Annotated in this window: 17 protein-coding genes; 14 read left to right on the top strand and 3 right to left on the bottom strand. The window is 56.9% G+C overall.

Annotated elements, in window-relative coordinates; all coding sequences use genetic code 11:
* The first annotated feature begins 89 nt into the window (after positions 1-89).
* Genes AC27HQ_RS14075 through AC27HQ_RS14065 form a run of 3 tightly spaced genes read left to right on the top strand, consistent with a single transcriptional unit; the run spans position 90 to position 4,527 of the window.
* On the top strand, positions 90-1,148 hold the full coding sequence (locus AC27HQ_RS14075; RefSeq protein ID WP_487156817.1) for an efflux RND transporter periplasmic adaptor subunit: 1,059 nt from the start codon (positions 90-92) through the stop codon (positions 1,146-1,148).
* On the top strand, positions 1,145-4,201 hold the full coding sequence (locus AC27HQ_RS14070; protein ID WP_487156816.1) for an efflux RND transporter permease subunit: 3,057 nt from the start codon (positions 1,145-1,147) through the stop codon (positions 4,199-4,201). Before AC27HQ_RS14075 ends, AC27HQ_RS14070 begins: the two co-directional genes overlap by 4 nt.
* 59 nt (positions 4,202-4,260) lie before the next feature.
* A complete protein-coding gene (locus tag AC27HQ_RS14065) occupies positions 4,261-4,527 on the top strand; it encodes a TA system antitoxin ParD family protein (protein WP_487156815.1) in 267 nt (88 codons plus the stop codon).
* On the opposite strand, the gene AC27HQ_RS14060 is transcribed toward AC27HQ_RS14065, so the two are convergent.
* On the bottom strand, positions 4,476-4,841 hold the full coding sequence (locus AC27HQ_RS14060) for a hypothetical protein (protein WP_487156814.1): 366 nt from the start codon (positions 4,839-4,841) through the stop codon (positions 4,476-4,478). The two genes, AC27HQ_RS14065 and AC27HQ_RS14060, sit on opposite strands and share 52 nt — an antisense overlap.
* Before the next feature lie 136 nt (positions 4,842-4,977).
* On the opposite strand from AC27HQ_RS14060, the gene AC27HQ_RS14055 reads away from it, so the two are divergent.
* Together AC27HQ_RS14055 and AC27HQ_RS14050 are read left to right on the top strand one after the other, a co-directional pair.
* Positions 4,978-5,289 carry a hypothetical protein gene (locus tag AC27HQ_RS14055; RefSeq protein ID WP_487156813.1) on the top strand — a complete coding sequence of 104 codons (312 nt, stop codon included), beginning with the start codon at positions 4,978-4,980 and terminating at the stop codon, positions 5,287-5,289.
* Between the two features lie 36 nt (positions 5,290-5,325).
* Complete coding sequence (locus AC27HQ_RS14050) at positions 5,326-6,516, top strand: GGDEF domain-containing protein (protein WP_487156812.1); 1,191 nt, start codon at positions 5,326-5,328, stop codon at positions 6,514-6,516.
* Between the two features lie 9 nt (positions 6,517-6,525).
* On the opposite strand, the gene AC27HQ_RS14045 is transcribed toward AC27HQ_RS14050, so the two are convergent.
* Complete coding sequence (locus AC27HQ_RS14045) at positions 6,526-6,951, bottom strand: hypothetical protein (protein WP_487156811.1); 426 nt, start codon at positions 6,949-6,951, stop codon at positions 6,526-6,528.
* A gap of 112 nt (positions 6,952-7,063) precedes the next feature.
* Here AC27HQ_RS14045 and AC27HQ_RS14040 point away from each other — a divergent pair, with 112 nt between their 5' ends.
* The 9 genes from AC27HQ_RS14040 to AC27HQ_RS14000 all read left to right on the top strand — a co-directional run bounded on the left by AC27HQ_RS14040 (position 7,064) and on the right by AC27HQ_RS14000 (position 15,628).
* Complete coding sequence (locus tag AC27HQ_RS14040) at positions 7,064-7,381, top strand: EthD family reductase (RefSeq protein WP_487156810.1); 318 nt, start codon at positions 7,064-7,066, stop codon at positions 7,379-7,381.
* Positions 7,382-7,419: 38 nt separating this feature from the next.
* Positions 7,420-8,091: a glutathione S-transferase family protein gene (locus AC27HQ_RS14035; protein ID WP_487156809.1), complete on the top strand. Its 672-nt coding sequence runs from the start codon at positions 7,420-7,422 to the stop codon at positions 8,089-8,091.
* 289 nt (positions 8,092-8,380) lie between these two features.
* Complete coding sequence (locus AC27HQ_RS14030; protein WP_487156808.1) at positions 8,381-8,929, top strand: hypothetical protein; 549 nt, start codon at positions 8,381-8,383, stop codon at positions 8,927-8,929.
* A 2-nt stretch (positions 8,930-8,931) separates the two neighbouring features.
* A complete protein-coding gene (locus AC27HQ_RS14025; protein WP_487156807.1) occupies positions 8,932-9,264 on the top strand; it encodes a winged helix-turn-helix domain-containing protein in 333 nt (110 codons plus the stop codon).
* Positions 9,265-9,293: 29 nt separating this feature from the next.
* Complete coding sequence (locus AC27HQ_RS14020; protein ID WP_487156806.1) at positions 9,294-10,250, top strand: MotA/TolQ/ExbB proton channel family protein; 957 nt, start codon at positions 9,294-9,296, stop codon at positions 10,248-10,250.
* A 2-nt stretch (positions 10,251-10,252) separates the two neighbouring features.
* Positions 10,253-10,687 carry a TonB system transport protein ExbD gene (gene exbD, locus AC27HQ_RS14015; protein ID WP_487156805.1) on the top strand — a complete coding sequence of 145 codons (435 nt, stop codon included), beginning with the start codon at positions 10,253-10,255 and terminating at the stop codon, positions 10,685-10,687.
* Positions 10,687-11,394: a TonB family protein gene (locus tag AC27HQ_RS14010; protein ID WP_487156804.1), complete on the top strand. Its 708-nt coding sequence runs from the start codon at positions 10,687-10,689 to the stop codon at positions 11,392-11,394. Before exbD ends, AC27HQ_RS14010 begins: the two co-directional genes overlap by 1 nt.
* Before the next feature lie 18 nt (positions 11,395-11,412).
* Complete coding sequence (locus tag AC27HQ_RS14005; RefSeq protein WP_487156803.1) at positions 11,413-14,019, top strand: ankyrin repeat domain-containing protein; 2,607 nt, start codon at positions 11,413-11,415, stop codon at positions 14,017-14,019.
* 109 nt (positions 14,020-14,128) lie between these two features.
* A complete protein-coding gene (locus AC27HQ_RS14000; RefSeq protein ID WP_487156802.1) occupies positions 14,129-15,628 on the top strand; it encodes a phospholipase D family protein in 1,500 nt (499 codons plus the stop codon).
* 1 nt (position 15,629) lies between these two features.
* Here the strand turns inward: AC27HQ_RS14000 and AC27HQ_RS13995 are convergent, their stop codons facing one another.
* Positions 15,630-16,001, bottom strand: a complete 372-nt coding sequence (locus tag AC27HQ_RS13995) for a DUF6746 family protein (protein ID WP_487156801.1) — start codon at positions 15,999-16,001, stop codon at positions 15,630-15,632.
* Between the last annotated feature and the right edge of the window lie 20 nt (positions 16,002-16,021).

Genomic DNA, 16,021 nt, shown 5'->3' with positions numbered 1-16,021 from the left:
GTATGCCGTTTATTTTTCAATTCGTCATTTACGGGACGATATCGTTCTGTAATTATGTGACCAGCATTCATTAAAAAAAGGGTTGGGTCATGCGTGTTCTTGCTTGTCTTTTGATGGCGGCGATGCTGGTTGGCTGTGGTTCAGGCGAAGCCGAACCCCATGCTGAGTCGACCAGGGTCAAGGTGCTGGTAGCAGAAATATCGCCCGCCGCCGGTAGCGAGTGGACCCTGAGTGGTACGGTTCAGTCGCAAAATGAAGCGGCGCTCTCCTTCCGCTTGCAAGGAGAGATCAGCGAACGACTTGTTCAGGCCGGGCAGCAGGTCAAGGCGGATGATGTCCTGCTGCGTCTGGACCCCAGTGATACCCGTCAGCAGTTGGCCGCAGCACAGGCGAACCTGGCAGCCGCTCGGGTTCAGGCCGAGAACGCTGAAGCCAACCGCAGACGTCTGTCTACTCTGCGCGACCAGCAACTGGTGCCGCAGCAGGCCTATGAAGATGCCGAAGCCCAGGCCCGTGCCACCCAGCAGGCCGCCAAGGCTGCAGAAGCAGCAGTCGCCCAGGCCAGTTCAGCCGTCGGTTATCTGGAATTGCGTGCGCCGGCCAGCGGCGTGCTGCTGGAGGTCAGTGGCGAAGTAGGGCAGGTGGTCGCACCGGGCGTCAGTGTTGCCCTGCTGGCCTATGATGGTGCGCGCGATGTCGAGGTTTTTGTACCTGAACGGCGCCGTGCGCACCTGCCTGAACGTGCACAGGTGCAGGCCTTTGCCAGTGACAGGATCAGCCCGGTGCAACTGCGTGAAGTGGCTGGCTCAGCCGACCCTCTGACCCGTAGCTGGCGTGCCCGCTTTGCGATTGACGGTGAACCGGAAGAATGGCCGCTGGGTACCAGTGTTACCCTGCTTTTCAATGATGATGAGCAGTCCAGTGACACCAGCCTGCAGCGCATTCCCCTGGGCGCCCTGATCGATCAGGGTCAGGGTATGGGCGTCTGGGTTGTGGCTGATGGCCAGGTCACGCGTGAGCCGGTTGAGCTGGTGCGCATAAATACCGAGTATGTGTATATCCGCAGTGCGTTAGCCAATGGCACACCGATTATTGCGCTGGGGGCTCATATGCTGGTCGAGGGGCAAGCGGTTGAGGTGCTGCAATGAGCCTGGACCCCTTGCGTTTTAATCTCTCCGCCCATGCGGTTCGGGAGAAGTCGGTAACGCTGTTTTTTTTACTCTTTACCGCCTTGGCCGGGATTTACGCCTTTATGGCCCTGGGGCGGGCTGAAGACCCGATGTTCACAGTCCGTGCGCTGGTGGTCTCGGCCAATTGGCCGGGCGCTACGGCTGAACAGATGCAGATGCAGGTCGCTGATCCACTTGAAAAGCGCATTCAGGAAATAGCCTTCTTCGAGAAGGTGGAAACCACAGCGCGGCCGGGTCAGGTCACCCTGCAGGTTACCTTTGAGGATTACACGCCGTCAGAGCAGTTGCCACAGCTGTTCTATGAGGTACGTAAACGTATGCAGGACGAGGCGTCCCGGTTACCGCCAGGTGTCCAGGGCCCCTTTATCAATGATGACTTCTCCGATGTGTACTTTTCTATTTATGCCTTGACCGCCCATGGCCTGCCGCCACGGCAACTGGTGCGCCATGCGGAACAGTTGCGCGATCGTTTTAACCGAATACCCGGTGTGCAGAAGGTGCGCTTGATTGGTGAGCAACCCGAGCGGGTTTTCGTCGATCTGGATGCCTACCGGTTGGCTCAGTTGGGCATAAGCGTAGAACAGATAAGTGATGCGCTGGATGCCTATAACCGGTTGTTGCCAGCGGGTCTGATTGAGACCGCAGGGGCCCGGCTGTATTGGCGCCTGGATGCTGATCTGGCAGACCTTGAAGCCATTGCCAATGTACCGCTGCGGGTCGGTGAGCGCTTGATTCGGCTGGGCGATGTGGCCGATGTACAACGGGGCTATGAATCACCGCCGAGTTATCTGGTACGCGCCTTCGAAGAGGATGCCCTGTTGCTCGGCGTGGTCCTGCGCAAGGGCGAGAACGGCCTGGCCATTGGCGAACGCTTGGAGCAGGAATACAGCGCGATCATTGCTGATCTGCCGCTGGGTATCGAACTGCGTCAGATCACCAACCAGCGCGAGGCCATCAGTCGGGCCGTCGAGCTGTTCCAGATCAAGTTCATGGTAGCGGTACTGGTGGTGATGCTGGTCAGCTTTCTCAGTCTGGGATTTCGGCCCGGATTAATTGTCGGTATTGCGGTGCCGCTGACCCTGGGTATTACCTTCCTGATCATGCTGATGCGCGGCATGAACCTGGACCGCATTACCCTGGGTGCCCTGATTATTGCTCTGGGCCTGCTGGTGGATGATGCGATTATCGCCATTGAGATGATGCTGGTGAAAATGGAGGAGGGCTGGGACCGGGTGCGGGCGGCGGCGCATGCCTGGACGGTGACGGCGGCGCCGATGTTGTCCGGCACCCTGATCACGGTGATTGGCTTTGTGCCCATCGGTTTTGCCCGATCGGGAGTGGGCGAGTACACCGGTAACATCTTCTGGGTGCTGTTTTTTGCCCTGATCGCATCCTGGTTTGTGGCCGTCATTTTTACCCCCTACCTTGGCGTGCTGTTGCTCAAGGATGTGCCCAAACCCCAGGTTGATCATGCCGAGGTGTACAAGAGCCCGGTCTATAGCCGTTTTCGCAACATGATTCTGTGGTGTGTGCAGTACCGCAAGACAGTCGTGCTGATGACCATAGCCAGCTTTGCACTGTCGATACTGGCCATGGGCACGCTGGTGGAGAAACAGTTCTTTCCCTCATCGGATCGACCTGAGGTGATCATTGATATCCACATGCCGGAAGGCTCGAGCATTGCGGCCACGGATGCGTTGACGCGGCGCATCGAGGCTGATTTGCATGCCCATGCCGATGTACGTTCATTGTCCTCCTATGTCGGGGCGGGGGCGCCGCGGTTTTTCCTGTCGCTGAATCCCGAACAGCCCAATCCCGGTTTTGCCAAGGTTCTGGCGATTGCCGAGGATGACCATGGTCGTGACCGTATTCTGCAGGCCATGCAGGCGCGGGTTGAGGCCGGTGAATATCCCGAGGCCTTGGTGCGGGTCAATCAATTGGTCTTTGGTCCGCCGGTGGTCTGGCCTGTGACGTTCCGAATTCTAGGTCCGGATACCGAGCAATTGCGCGAGATTGCCGAACAGGTCCGACAGCAGATGGCAGCCCATCCGGCTGCGCGTAATACCCATCTGGATTGGGGCGAGAAAGTCCCGGTGGCCCGCCTGAAACTGGATAACGAACGGCTTCGCGCTATTGGTCTGACCCCGCGTGAACTATCCCGGCAGTTGCAGTTCCAGTGGGGCGGGGTACCTGTCACCTTGCTGCGTGAAGATATTCGCAGTGTTCAGTTGATCGCCCGGGGCTTGCCTGAAGGCATCAGTGATTTTGCCGATTTGCCCCTGCGTACCGCTGATGGCCGCAGTATCACGCTGCAACAGGCGGGACTGATCGAGATTGTCAGCGAAGAGCCTGTCCTCAAGCGCTATACCCGTGAACCCTTTATCGCCGTTCAGGCTGATGTCGAAGGCGCACAGCCGCCGGATGTGATCATGCAGTTGTGGTCCAGCATGGCGTCACTACGCGAGAATCTGCCACCGGGCTACTCCCTACAGATTGGCGGTACGGTGGAGCAGTCTGCCAAGGGTCAGGCTTCGATAAGCAAGATTCAACCCATCATGCTTGGTTTGATGATGGTTGTGATCATGTTCCAGATGCGCAGTTTCTCCGGCACCTTCATGGTTCTGGCGACCGCGCCGCTGGGTGTCATAGGTGCTACCTTGGCCTTGATCATCGGCCACCAGCCCTTTGGTTTTGTCGCACTGCTGGGCCTGACCGGCCTGGCGGGCATCCTGATGCGCAATACCCTGATCTTGACCAAGCAGATTGATGACAATCTGGACGCGGGTATGGGTAAGGCTGAGGCCTTGGTCGAGGCGACGGTGCAGCGAACGCGCCCGGTTCTGCTGACGGCCCTGGCTGCAGCGCTGGCCTTTGTGCCCCTGACCCTGGATGCCTTCTGGGGGCCGCTGGCCTACGTGCTGATTGGCGGCACGCTGGTGGGTACCTTGATCACCCTGTTGTTCCTGCCTGCGCTGTATGCGCTCTGGTTCAAGGTCAAGCCTGTTGCATAACGCTACAAGTGCTAGGGTGGTGGCAGTGATCGAGGTCTGTTTCTGACGGGAGGTTGTATATGGCTACGTCGTCTACGCTGCGCCTGGATGAGAAGCTGGTCGTGGCTGCCGCTGCCCGCGGCAGTCTGGAAAAACGCACAACACCACGGCAGATTGAATACTGGGCGGAATTGGGGCGCGCCATTGAGCGCGATCTGGATGCCCAGACGCTGCTTGCGGTGCGAGAAGGGCTGGCACGGATTCGTGTTGAGCCAGTCTATTCGAAGCCGGTGGCTCAGAGGATGTATTTGCCGCACTGGAACTGGCAAAGTCCAGTGGTTGCCTGAGTCGCGACGTCAGCGCTGCTGCCATTCGCTATCAAGCCAGCCGCAGCATGCCGGGTTTGCTTGAGCAGATCCAGGCGGATGGCAAAGTGATTACCGGGCGCTTCGAGAACGGTCGCTTTATCCCGCAGACGAACTGATTCTTGGCTACCGGCAAACAACTCAGGGTGCTTACCGGTGGCAATGGTGCGGGCAAGATCACCTTCTATCGCCTCTGTCTGCAACCGCGAGGCATGGCGTTCGTCAATGCCGCCCAGATTGCCCGCGATATTGCCCCGGATAATCCGGAACAAGCCAGCTATGAGGCTGCCAGTCATGCTGCGCTGTTGCGCCAGGCGCTGCTCGAGGAGGGCGCCAGTTTTTGCTACGAGAGGGTGCACGATCGACTTTGTTGCCGAGGCCAAGGCCCGTGGTTACAAAGTTATCCCGGTGTTTCTTCACCTTGATAACAGTATGTTGAACAAGGCGCGTGTCAGTCAGCGCGTGGCCGAGGGCGGTCATAACGTACCGGCAGACAAGATCGAAGCCCGCCTGCAGCGCACACTGGACAATGTCAAAATCGCCATGGCCCTGGCCGATGAAGTACATGTGCTGGATAACAGCCGCAGCAATCAGCCGCTGCGGCGTTTAGCGGTTTTACGTCATGGGCAGGCAGAACTGTTGCAAAATGCCCCCACGCCTGGGTGCGAGAATTGCTTTGCGGTTATCTCTGATCGGTGTGAGATATTCCATTTTTTGTTGGTCTGGCTCAACGACAGCGGCTAAGCTGAATTAACTTAACTACATGATGTCGGGTGCTGCATGCTGGATATCGCTACCCTTATGCTGGTGTTGGCTGTCACTACCATGATGTCAGTTCTGGGATTGCTGGTTGCTGCGCTTATCAACCGTGAGGTGATCGCCATCCGTTATTGGGCCGGCGGACTGAGCCTGTTTATTGTTGGTCTGTTGTTGCAGGTGACCAGCGAGCCCGCCCAACTCTGGATCAGCGCAACCATTATTACCCAAGCGTATTTTGTCCTTTGGTGGGGCACCAGGGTGTATCGGCAACCGCAAAGCCTGAAGGCTTTTATGCTTACCATGCTGGCGATTCAGCTGGTCCAAGGCGGTTTGTTTCTGTTTTTCACTGATTCATTGCGCTTCAGCATCATGACCCACAGTTTACTTGTCGTGGTGGTCTGTCTGATCACCTCGCGTGAACTGTGGCAGATGCGAGAATTGCAGCGCCCTCTGGTCTGGATGTGGTCTGGATTGTGGGCTATCCACGCGCTGGTCTACCTGCGGCGTTTTCTCCTGTACGGCTATGACCAGGCCTATATGTTTGTGACAGACTTCCAACAGGCTACAGCTGTCGAGTCCTTGAACTATCTGGAGGGCATCGCTTTTTTGTATGGATTCTCTCTGCTGTGTGTGGTCCTTACAACGCAGCAGTTGCAGAGTGCCCTGAAACGCCAAGCTACCCGTGACCCGCTGACAGATCTCTTTAATCGGCGGGCCTTTGAGGAAGCGGCAGTCAGGCTGATGCAGCTGTCAGAACGCAACGGTCAGGCTGTTAGTCTGTTAATGCTTGATCTCGATCATTTCAAGGACATTAACGATCAGCATGGGCATGCTGTCGGCGATAGGGTGCTATTGGACTTTGCTCATCACCTTGAGCGCTATAGCCGCAGACCAGATCTGCTGTGTCGTTTTGGTGGTGAGGAATTCTTATTACTCCTGCCAAATACAGAACTGCATCAGGCTATAGGGATTGCCGAACGGATACGCAAGGAATGGCAGCGTCAGCCGCTGCAGACCGGCTTACAACAGCTCAGCGTAACGGTCTCGATTGGGGTCGCTGAGACATTGTCAGAGGCGACAAACAGCCTGTACGTTTTGATTGAACGGGCCGATCAGGCACTTTATGCCGCCAAACAGCAAGGGCGGAACAAGAGCCTGGCCAGTGAGCAGCGACCGAGTTCTGAGTCTCCACTTTACAGTGTTGGTCAGTGAAACCAGGTCTCATAACCAGGTATCTAGAAAACGTCGGATACTTTGGCTGTCATTGGGTTGAACCAGTGTACCCAATACCTCGCCCTGGGCATCCAGCAAGATCAAATCCGCATCCTGAGTATTGTGCTGTTGGGCGAAAGCCTGGCCGTCAGGTTGGCCCTGATGGGCAACGCGAAAGCTAACCTGTGATTGATATTCCTCTTGCAACTCGGCCAACATGGCCATCACCTCAGCACCACCGACCACAAAGACGTCCCGCGTCAGAACCAGAACAGGCGTTCCCTGTCCGATTAGGTCAAGATTGGTTGAGATGCCACTGCGGGGTAGTTGCTGCCAGATCACCGCCGCCATGCCCAGTAAGAGAATCAAGATGAATGTGACTTTGATCCAGGTCGGGATAGCGCGCTTGTGTTGAGAGGCTGGGATGTCTTTCATAATGGCTCATTCGCTTATGTGAATATTGGATTATCCCATATCGACATGATCCCGTGCTGAACGGGAAATCCGTTGTAATCTTTCAACTCTACCTACTCACAGAGACAAGAACATGATCAAGGCCAGTGTGCTGTATCCGTCAACACCCAACGCCCGTTTTGATATGGCTTATTATCTGAACAACCACATGCCTATGGTTGTCACCGCCCTCGGCGCGGCCTGTCTCAAGGCCGAAGTAGACAAGGGGCTGGCTGGTGGTGCACCGGGCTCGGCTGCGCCTTTTGTTGCCGTGGCGCATCTGTACTTTGCCACGCTGGAGGACTTTCAACAGGCCTTTGCCCCGCATGCCGGACGCTTTGCCGAGGATATGCCCAATTACACCGAGATTGTGCCTCAGGTGCTCATCAGTCAGGTTGAGAGTGTGGCATAGTCTGTCTCATCACAGGTTATCTTGAGGCGGTTTCCAGCATGATTACAGTTCACCACCTGAACAACTCCCGATCGCAACGGATACTCTGGTTGCTCGAAGAACTGGGCCTGGATTATCAGGTCAAGCGCTACGAGCGAGATCCCCAGACCATGCTGGCACCGCCTGAACTCAAGGCGATTCATCCACTGGGCAAATCGCCGGTGATCACTGATGGCAACCTGACCGTCGCTGAGTCCGGTGCCATTGTCGAATACCTGGTTGATACCTACGGAGAAGGCCGGCTGGTGCCAGCTCCAGGCTCACCCGCGCGTTTGAAGTACCGTTATTGGCTGCACTTCTCGGAAGGCTCGGCGATGTTACCCCTGCTTATGAAGCTGGTGTTCAACCGGGTTGAAACGGCACCTATGCCGTTTTTTGCCAAGCCCTTTGCCCGGGGTATTGCGCGTCAGGTCAAAAGCAATTTTATTGAGCCTCAGATCAAGCAGCATCTGGATTATATGGAACAGGAGCTGGCTGCAACTGGCTGGTTTGCCGGTGACGAAATAACAGCCGCAGATATTCAGTTGAGCTTTCCCTTGGAAGCCGCAGCCGCCCGCGGCGGGCTGGATGACAAGTGGCCAAATCTGATGGGCTTTCTTGCGCGAATTCATGCGCGCGATGCCTACAAACGCGCCTTGGAGCGGGGTGGTGAGTACGGCATTATTGGTTAAATTTTAGCGCTGACTGTTTATTCTGGTTCTTCTTTCTTGTCCGCTTGTCCGCTTGGCCGGCTTCAGGCGCAAGCGGACACATCCCCCGCGCAGGTTGTTCACCCGCAGTCCCGTTTCTGTCGCATTCTAGTGGCCCATACCATCAGGCCAGGACAGATCAGCCTTTTGCCCCACAGTCACGCAATTGTCCGCCACCTGATGCATGGCAAATTGCCCATAGGCACTTGTTTTTGTCTCCTCTGTTGAATAGAGTACTTTACAAATATAAATACAAAGATCGAGACTGCCCATGTCCCCATCCGCTGAAGAAGCCGCTCAGGCGCTGCGCGCGATAGATGCAATCAAAGCCCGCGCTGCCGGTTTTCAGGATTACCAGGCTGAATCCAATCAGCTGATTCTCTGGGGCACGGCACACATTATCGGTTTTGTACTGACAGCACTGTTCCCCGGCTTTATCTTACTCATCTGGTTCATGGTCATTGCACTGGCGCTGGCGTTGGGTGTCTTCATGGCCGTGCATGCCGATACCGGTATCCCGGGTATTGGCTGGCGCTATTTGTCGCTGATCGGCGCGATTATTGTGTTTTACGTCGGCATGACCATTCTTATGCAGCCGATCACGGCTGAGCAGTCAGCGCTCATCAGCCCCATGTTCGTATCTACCCTCTATGTTTTGCGTGGCGTGCAGTTTCGGTCGCGCTACATTCTGATCGGCTTGCTGGTTGCGAGTCTGTGCCTGGTAGGTTATCTCCTGTTGTTGCCGTATTTCTGGTGGTGGATGGCTTTTGCCTATGGCGGCACCTTCCTGATTTTCGGCCTCTGGTTGCGGCGCCATTGAACATGCAAACCCCTGACGAAATTATCCACCAGCCGATACGGCTGAAGATCATGGCCGCGCTGAATACCTTGCCGGGTAATCAGTGGTTGGAGTTTGTTGCACTGAAAGCCATAGTCGAGGCCACTGACGGCAATCTGGGCGCCCATCTGGGTACCCTGGAAAATGCCAACTATGTGCGTATCAAAAAAGATTTTGCCGGTAAAAAGCCCCGCACCCGCGTTTGCCTGAGTGCCCGTGGTCGCGAAGCTTTTGCCAGTTATGTTGCGGCCCTGCACTCGATTCTTGCGCTCAGTTCGCTGGAATCGAACGAAGAAAAAACCACTACCCACACCTAAACCAACAACAATTGATGCTCGGGGTTTATATGGATATCACAACAGTTCGCATTACCACCGCCCGCTGGCAGACCCGTCTGCGCCTGCTGGCTCTGTTGGCCCTGATGGGGTTGACCGGCATGACCACCAGTATGGTCATGGCCGAAGTGGAGTCTGACCCGGCCACGCCGGCTATCAGCGCTGAACAACCCACGGAGAACTCGACCCCGGTTGAGGACGCATCATTGCCAGCGCCTGAGACCAGCGCTGCGACTGATACAGCGGATTCGGCACAAACGCCGGATGAATCGGCTGCTGCCGAGACCGCGACCTTTGTTGAGCCGGAACGCTTTGGTGTGCGGGAAATGTTTGAGCAGGCTGACATGGTGGTCAAGGCGGTGATGATCTTCCTGGTGTTCTGCTCCTTGCTGACCTGGGCTGTATTACTGGACAAGCTCATTGTTTTTGCCCGTGCCCGCCGCGCCAACAGCCGCTTTTTGCAGGCTTTCCGTCAGGGTGACGGTCCCACTATTCAAGATCTGGCAGATAACAGTGCCATGGGCCGGATGTGGAAAGTGGCTCAGGCCGAGGTTGGCCATTTCGGGCGCCGTGAGGCCAATGCCGATCAAATCAACCGCCTGCTGCAGCGCATGTCGCTGACCTCGAGCATTGTTCAGGAACGTGACCTGGCCCGTCTCGGCAGCATGATGGGTGTATTGGCAACCATAGGTGCAACTGCACCCTTTATTGGTCTGTTCGGCACGGTGTGGGGGATTCTTAACAGCTTTGCCAGCATCGCCACGATGAAGTCCGCGAGTCTGGCCATTGTTGCGCCGGGGATTGCCGAGGCGCTGCTGGCTACCGCTCTGGGTCTGTTTGCAGCCATTCCCGCTGTGATGATCTTCAACAAGTTTGCCCGTGACATCAATGGCTTCGTTGGCGCGCTGGACAATTTTTCAGCGGAAATGATTGCCGATGTATCGCGCAAGCTGGATGAGGCCAAATAACCATGGGCATTCAATTCAACTCCGGACCCATGGTCAAACGGCATAACTACCAGCAAAACGCCGAGATGAATATCACGCCTTTTGTTGATGTGATGCTGGTATTGCTGATCATCTTCATGGTTGCTGCGCCACTGGCGACGGTAGATGTCCCGGTCGACCTGCCGAGTAACGCGGCGTCTCCAGCACCACCACCACTGGATCCTATCTATGTCAGCGTGCAGGCCGACGGTCAGTTATTTGTGGGTGAGCAGGCGGTCGCATTGGCTGATTTGCAAGGTCTGGTCAGGGGCGTGACGGCAGGGCGCGCAGATACCCGGTTGTTTTTACGTGGTGATCAGGCGGTGGATTACGGCACGCTAATGCGGGTCATGAATACCCTGCAGAAGGCCGGTTACACTCGGATCAGCCTTGTTGCCTCGGAAGAGCTGGAGCCCTGATGACGCATCCGACGACAGAGAACAACTGGCCGGTACGGCTGGGCGTCATTCTGCTTTCGGTGCTGTTCCACGCAGCCTTGCTGGCCTGGTTGCTGAGTGGACGATTTTCCCAGCCGATGGTAGAAGAGCCGACGGTCGTTGCCATTGAAATGGTGGAGCTGCCGCCCGAGCCAGAGCCGGAGCCCGAACCCGAACCCGAGCCCGAGCCTGAACCCGAACCTGAGGTAGAGCCCGAACCCCAGCCGGTTCAGCCCCGCCCGCAACCAGCGCCGCGTGTTGCTTCGCCGCCACCCAGACCGACTGGGGGGCCACCGGTGCATGCTTTTGGCGCCAATAACGACTGGCAGGCACCACCTGCGCCGCCAGCTGATGCGCCAACCCGTGCGCGAATGGCGCCCTCGGGCTATTCGGATACGGTCAAGAATCGGGTGATCGCCCAGGTTCGCCGCCCCGAAGGCTCAGTTTATGCGCCGCCTCCGGGCTACAGGGGAGACCCCAATGACTTCAAGCGTCAATGCTATATCCCGTATGAAATAACCGTTGATGCGCAGGGCAGGATGCTGTCCTACAGCATTGACCGTTGCGGTGACGAGTTGTTGGATGCTGAAGCTGAACGAGCCATTCAGCAGGCGGGTCCGTTTCCGCCACCACCTAATCAAGGCGCGAGCCAGTATGTGATTTATGGCACGACCATTTTCATAAAATAATTATCAGGAATGCCGCCCATGTCCTTGCAATCAGGCTCCAAGATTACCCTGCTGGCCTCGTTGGTCGCGCTGCTCAGTGCCTGTGCCGCGCCGGTTCCAGGTCCTCAGGAGTTCCATGACTTTACCCCCAGACTGCAAGAGGTTCGGGCGCAGACCCGTGCCAGTTTTGAGTGTGGTGGTGCGTTGCCGGCGGTGCATCGTCAGGTCTGTGCCAGCGATGACCTGTCCCGCCTGGATCGTGAGTTGGTCGAGTTGCAACGCCAACGCTTGCGCACCCTGGATCTGGCAGGCAGTTTGCTGCTTGAGGCCAATCACCGGCAGTGGCTGCTCAGTCGAGCCGCCCAATGTGGGCTGACGGATGAGTCTGGCACCCAGACGGTGCCAGATGCCAATTCGACTGCCTGTTTGCACAGCCTGTACCGACAGCGCATCCGCGACCTGAGCGGCTGGCCACAGGGGCAACCAACAGGTCAAACCGAACAGCATGCCTATTCAGCCTATGTCGAGTACCGTCTGGTTGACAGTCGTGACCCGACCTTTTGTGCTGCCATGGGTAATGATTTGAGCCGCGACCTGGTTGTTAACGGCCAGCCTGTTCCGGCCCGTTTGCCGGGTGTTACGCCGCTTGCCGGAATTAATGGCCCGAGCAGCAGCGCGCAGGTCGATGGCAACGAGGTGCGTGTCGAGATTCATGACGCCGGCCCCTTTGGTGGTTACCAGATTCGCGCACGCGGATTGCGTGTCAATGGCCAGGTGATCATGGATGACCGGACCTTGCCAGTCTGGGTTGCGCAATTGCCCAACTACGGTGGGCGCGCCCATGCGTCCTCATCGCAGACCGGCGACTATGCTTCCATCGATGTCTTCAGCAAGGATGGTCGCACGCTGTTGATGGTCAACGAAACCTGGGGCTTCTACTCACCCGCAGCACGCGGTGAATCGGCCTTCAGTGGCATCTATGCGCTGCGCGGACAGAGCCTTGAACCCTTGTGTCTGTTTCAAACCTACCTGACGCCGCCACGTACCAACACGCTTGCTGGCATGCCGTCTTATGCGGCGCTCGAGGGCGAGTTGGATGCGATAGCGGGAGACCCATTACCCGGTTTTGCCCAGCATGAGCGGCGCGATAACTTCCAGACCTGGAAAGAGCGTCAATGGACCTTGCTTAACCTGCCGTTGCTGGGCGCTGACGCGTTAAGCCGTTATGGTCGCGAGGCCGCACTGCGCAAGCGCAACGATGAGGCAATGGATGCGTTCTTCAACTGGTCCGAGCGCAATCATGCAAACAAGACACGATATCGCCGTGTCATGCCCATGTTGCAGCCTGCGCACAATGAACTGGTGCAAATGTATCTGGCTCAAGGCTTGAACAATAATCAGGCGCGAGCGGCAGCGGACATACTGTTCCATGAGACCTTTGCCCGCACCATGGAAAATCTGGCATCTCCGGATAGCGTGCCAGACCTTCCCCTGGCGGCTAACGCCAGTTACCGGCCGCGCTTTTCCGTAGCGCCGGCGGCCGGCGAACTTGAGCGCGGACGCAATTTTGCGACGCTTTACAGTGTGTTGCTGAATAATGCACCCAACCATGTGATCCGTGATTTCATCAATTATGAAACCCGCACCTTTGGTCCAGCCAGAGGGCAGGGGCCCGACAATAGCCCGGCGCTGATGGCGGCGATCATGTCGCCAGCCAATGTTGCCCTGTTACTGCAGGAGGGTTTTGACCCGAATGCCAGCAACGACTGGGGTAAAACGCCGTTGATGGCTGCCGTACAGTTGAACCAGGCAGAGAGCGCTCGGGTACTGCTGGCAGGCAGAGCGGATGTGCACGCCGAAACACGCCGTGCGCCGCTGATGGGCGTGGGTGGGCCAGATCGCAAGGAGGCCGCACTGGGGCGACAGACCGCTCTGCTGCTGGCAGCGGCCAATGCCGATGCGCAAGTCATCAATCTGTTGTTGTCTGCCGGTGCCGCGACCCAGGCCTGGGACGGCTATCATCAGCAGGTATGCAGTGCATTGGATGGCAATGGCCAACTGTCAGCGGCTGAATTGACCTCGCTGACAGGTCCGTTGTGCGCCTCGGTGTATACGCCGCCGCCCGTTACACGCCAGCCGGTTGTGAATATTCGCGCTGGTGATGTGCTGACCATTCGCGACGACGGTGTCGACTACAAAATTACCCTCAGAGAGCTTGAGCCGACCCAGTTCTACGGTCGGTCAATGACCATGAGTCCGTCAGACATGCAGGCACGTATGGGCCGGGTTGCCACCAATATCGGCACCGCGGCGGTTCGCCGCGCCAAGTTGCGGATTACCGGCCCGTTGACGCTGGTGTTTGATGATCTGCAAAAGGTGACGCCTGACAGCTTACCCATGATTGTCAGCTTCCCGGTCAGTGGTGATATCAGTCAGGCGAGTGGCAGCAATCAGGTGTTCAGCAAGCCTGCCCAGACGGTGCTGCAAGTCGAACATGATCCGTTAAAGGGGGATGCCGAGTCCTCCTGGCGTGCCTTGTACAGCGCGGCCTTGACGCAAGGCTTTACGCCCTCTGCCCAGGGCTACGTCGTGGTACACACGCGCGGTACGCGGCGCATGGAATATCAATTGGTTGTGACGGAGTAATCAGAAGGCTTTTGGCTGCAGGTGTTATGCTCGACGCCGCAGCCCGTGGGCCATAACGAGAATAATCATGCTTCTGATGCGCTTAGTGCCAACCAGGCTTGTTGCCCTGATGACTATCCTGCTTGCCGGGTGCGCAACACCGTTACCGGAGCATGACCATCCTGCTAGTTCGGCCTTGCCGCCGACTGAGGAAGGGCTGCTCAATTATTATGTCAAGAAACAGCCGGCCAACGCGGCTGATCAGTCCGGTTTCATGCTGCTTGAAACCGGCGCTGATGCCCTGGCAGCTCGTTTGCTGCTGATTGATCTGGCTCAGAGCAGTATTGATTTGCAGTACTACATCTATGCTCCTGATACCACTGGCCTGCTGATCGGCGAACGTCTGCTTGCAGCCGCGCAGCGCGGTGTGCGCGTCAGGGTGCTGCTGGACGATATCGGCAGCGGTATGTCCGATCGTGTTTTGGCTACCCTGGATCGACATCCGAACATAGAAGTACGTCTGTTCAACCCTGTCAGCTTGCGCCATGACCTGTTCAAGTTTCCGAGCAAGGTGCTGGAGTTTGGACGCATCAATAACCGCATGCACAACAAACTCCTGCTGATTGATAACCTCGCGTTGATCACCGGTGGGCGCAATATTGGTGATGAGTATTTTACGCTCAGTGAACGTGATTTCCAGGATATAGACATTCTTGGTGTTGGCCCCGTCAGTGCGGCGGCCTCATCCAGCTTTGATGCCTTTTGGAACAGCGTCAACGCCATACCGGTCAAGGTCATTCACGCCGATGCCGAGGTTTATCGGTTGCCGGGTATGCAGGAGTTGCTGGTAACCCGCCGCGAACAATTGATGCAGCAGCCGTATCTGAAAGCGGTTGCAGACTCGCGATTCAGCAACCTGTTGGTAAGAGGGCAGTTACCCCTGGTCTGGGGTCGAGCGGACTGGATGGCTGATCCGCCGGCCAAGGCTGAGGCCAGTGCGGATGAGAGCGAAGTCCCCTATCTAGGGTTGCGCCTGGTGCAGCACGCCCAGGAAGTTGAAGCAGAATTGCTGATCATTTCAGCCTACTTTATTCCTGGTGATGAGGGTGTGCAGTTGCTGCTTGATCTACGTCAACGCGGTGCTGACGTCTCGATCCTGACCAACTCACTGGCAACCACCGATGTGTTAGCAGTACACAGCCATTATGCGCGATACCGTCAACCGTTGCTTGAAGCCGGCGTCAGGCTCTGGGAGTTGCAGCCAATGGCCGTCAGGCAGGAGGAAGCCAGTCCCTTTTTAGGCGACTCTTTGGCCAGTCTGCACGCCAAGAGTTTTGTGTTTGACCGTGACAGGGTCTTTGTTGGCTCGATCAATCTGGATCCGCGCTCAATCAGCTTGAATACCGAAGCCGGCGTTATGGTTTACCAGCCTGAGCTGGCCAGCAAACTCTCGGACTTATTCCAGCGATGGACGGCCCAGGATTATGCCTATTCATTGCGTTTGAACAGGGATAATCAGATTCGCTGGTTGGGGAATGACGAACGGCTCAAGCGTGAGCCGGAGGCCAGCCCAACCCGGCGTTTCATCACGTGGCTGTTGGGCTGGTTACCGATTGAGGAGCAACTTTGACTCACCGGTTCAACAGGGCTCTGGAAGTATCAAGATAGATATCGCCCTGTTGCTTTACAGCAACGGCATCATAGCGCTCAGAGGCCTTGTGAACGTCTTCCAGACGTGCGGCCAGGACGGCACCCTCATCGCGGATTTTTTCCAGCGCATTCTCAAGTGTGTAGGTCAGCTCATGAACCTCGGTCAGGGCCGTATTGTCCAGTTCGCCCTGCAGCAGGGTGGCAAGTCGCTTGTTGTACTCCTCAAGGTTAGCAAGCGCCTGCTCAAGGGTGTCTGCGGATGCGCCTCGATAGTGATCGACATCAGTGGCCATGGCCATGGATGCGCTCATGAGTGCGGCAGTCAGGGTTACGGGTAGCATAAGAATACGCATGGATGTCTCCGCATTAAATG

The organism is Halopseudomonas sp. 4NH20-0008, from assembly GCF_057548395.1.
The sequence above is the reverse complement of the archived record's forward strand: the minus strand, read 5'-3'. Positions and strand labels throughout refer to the sequence as shown.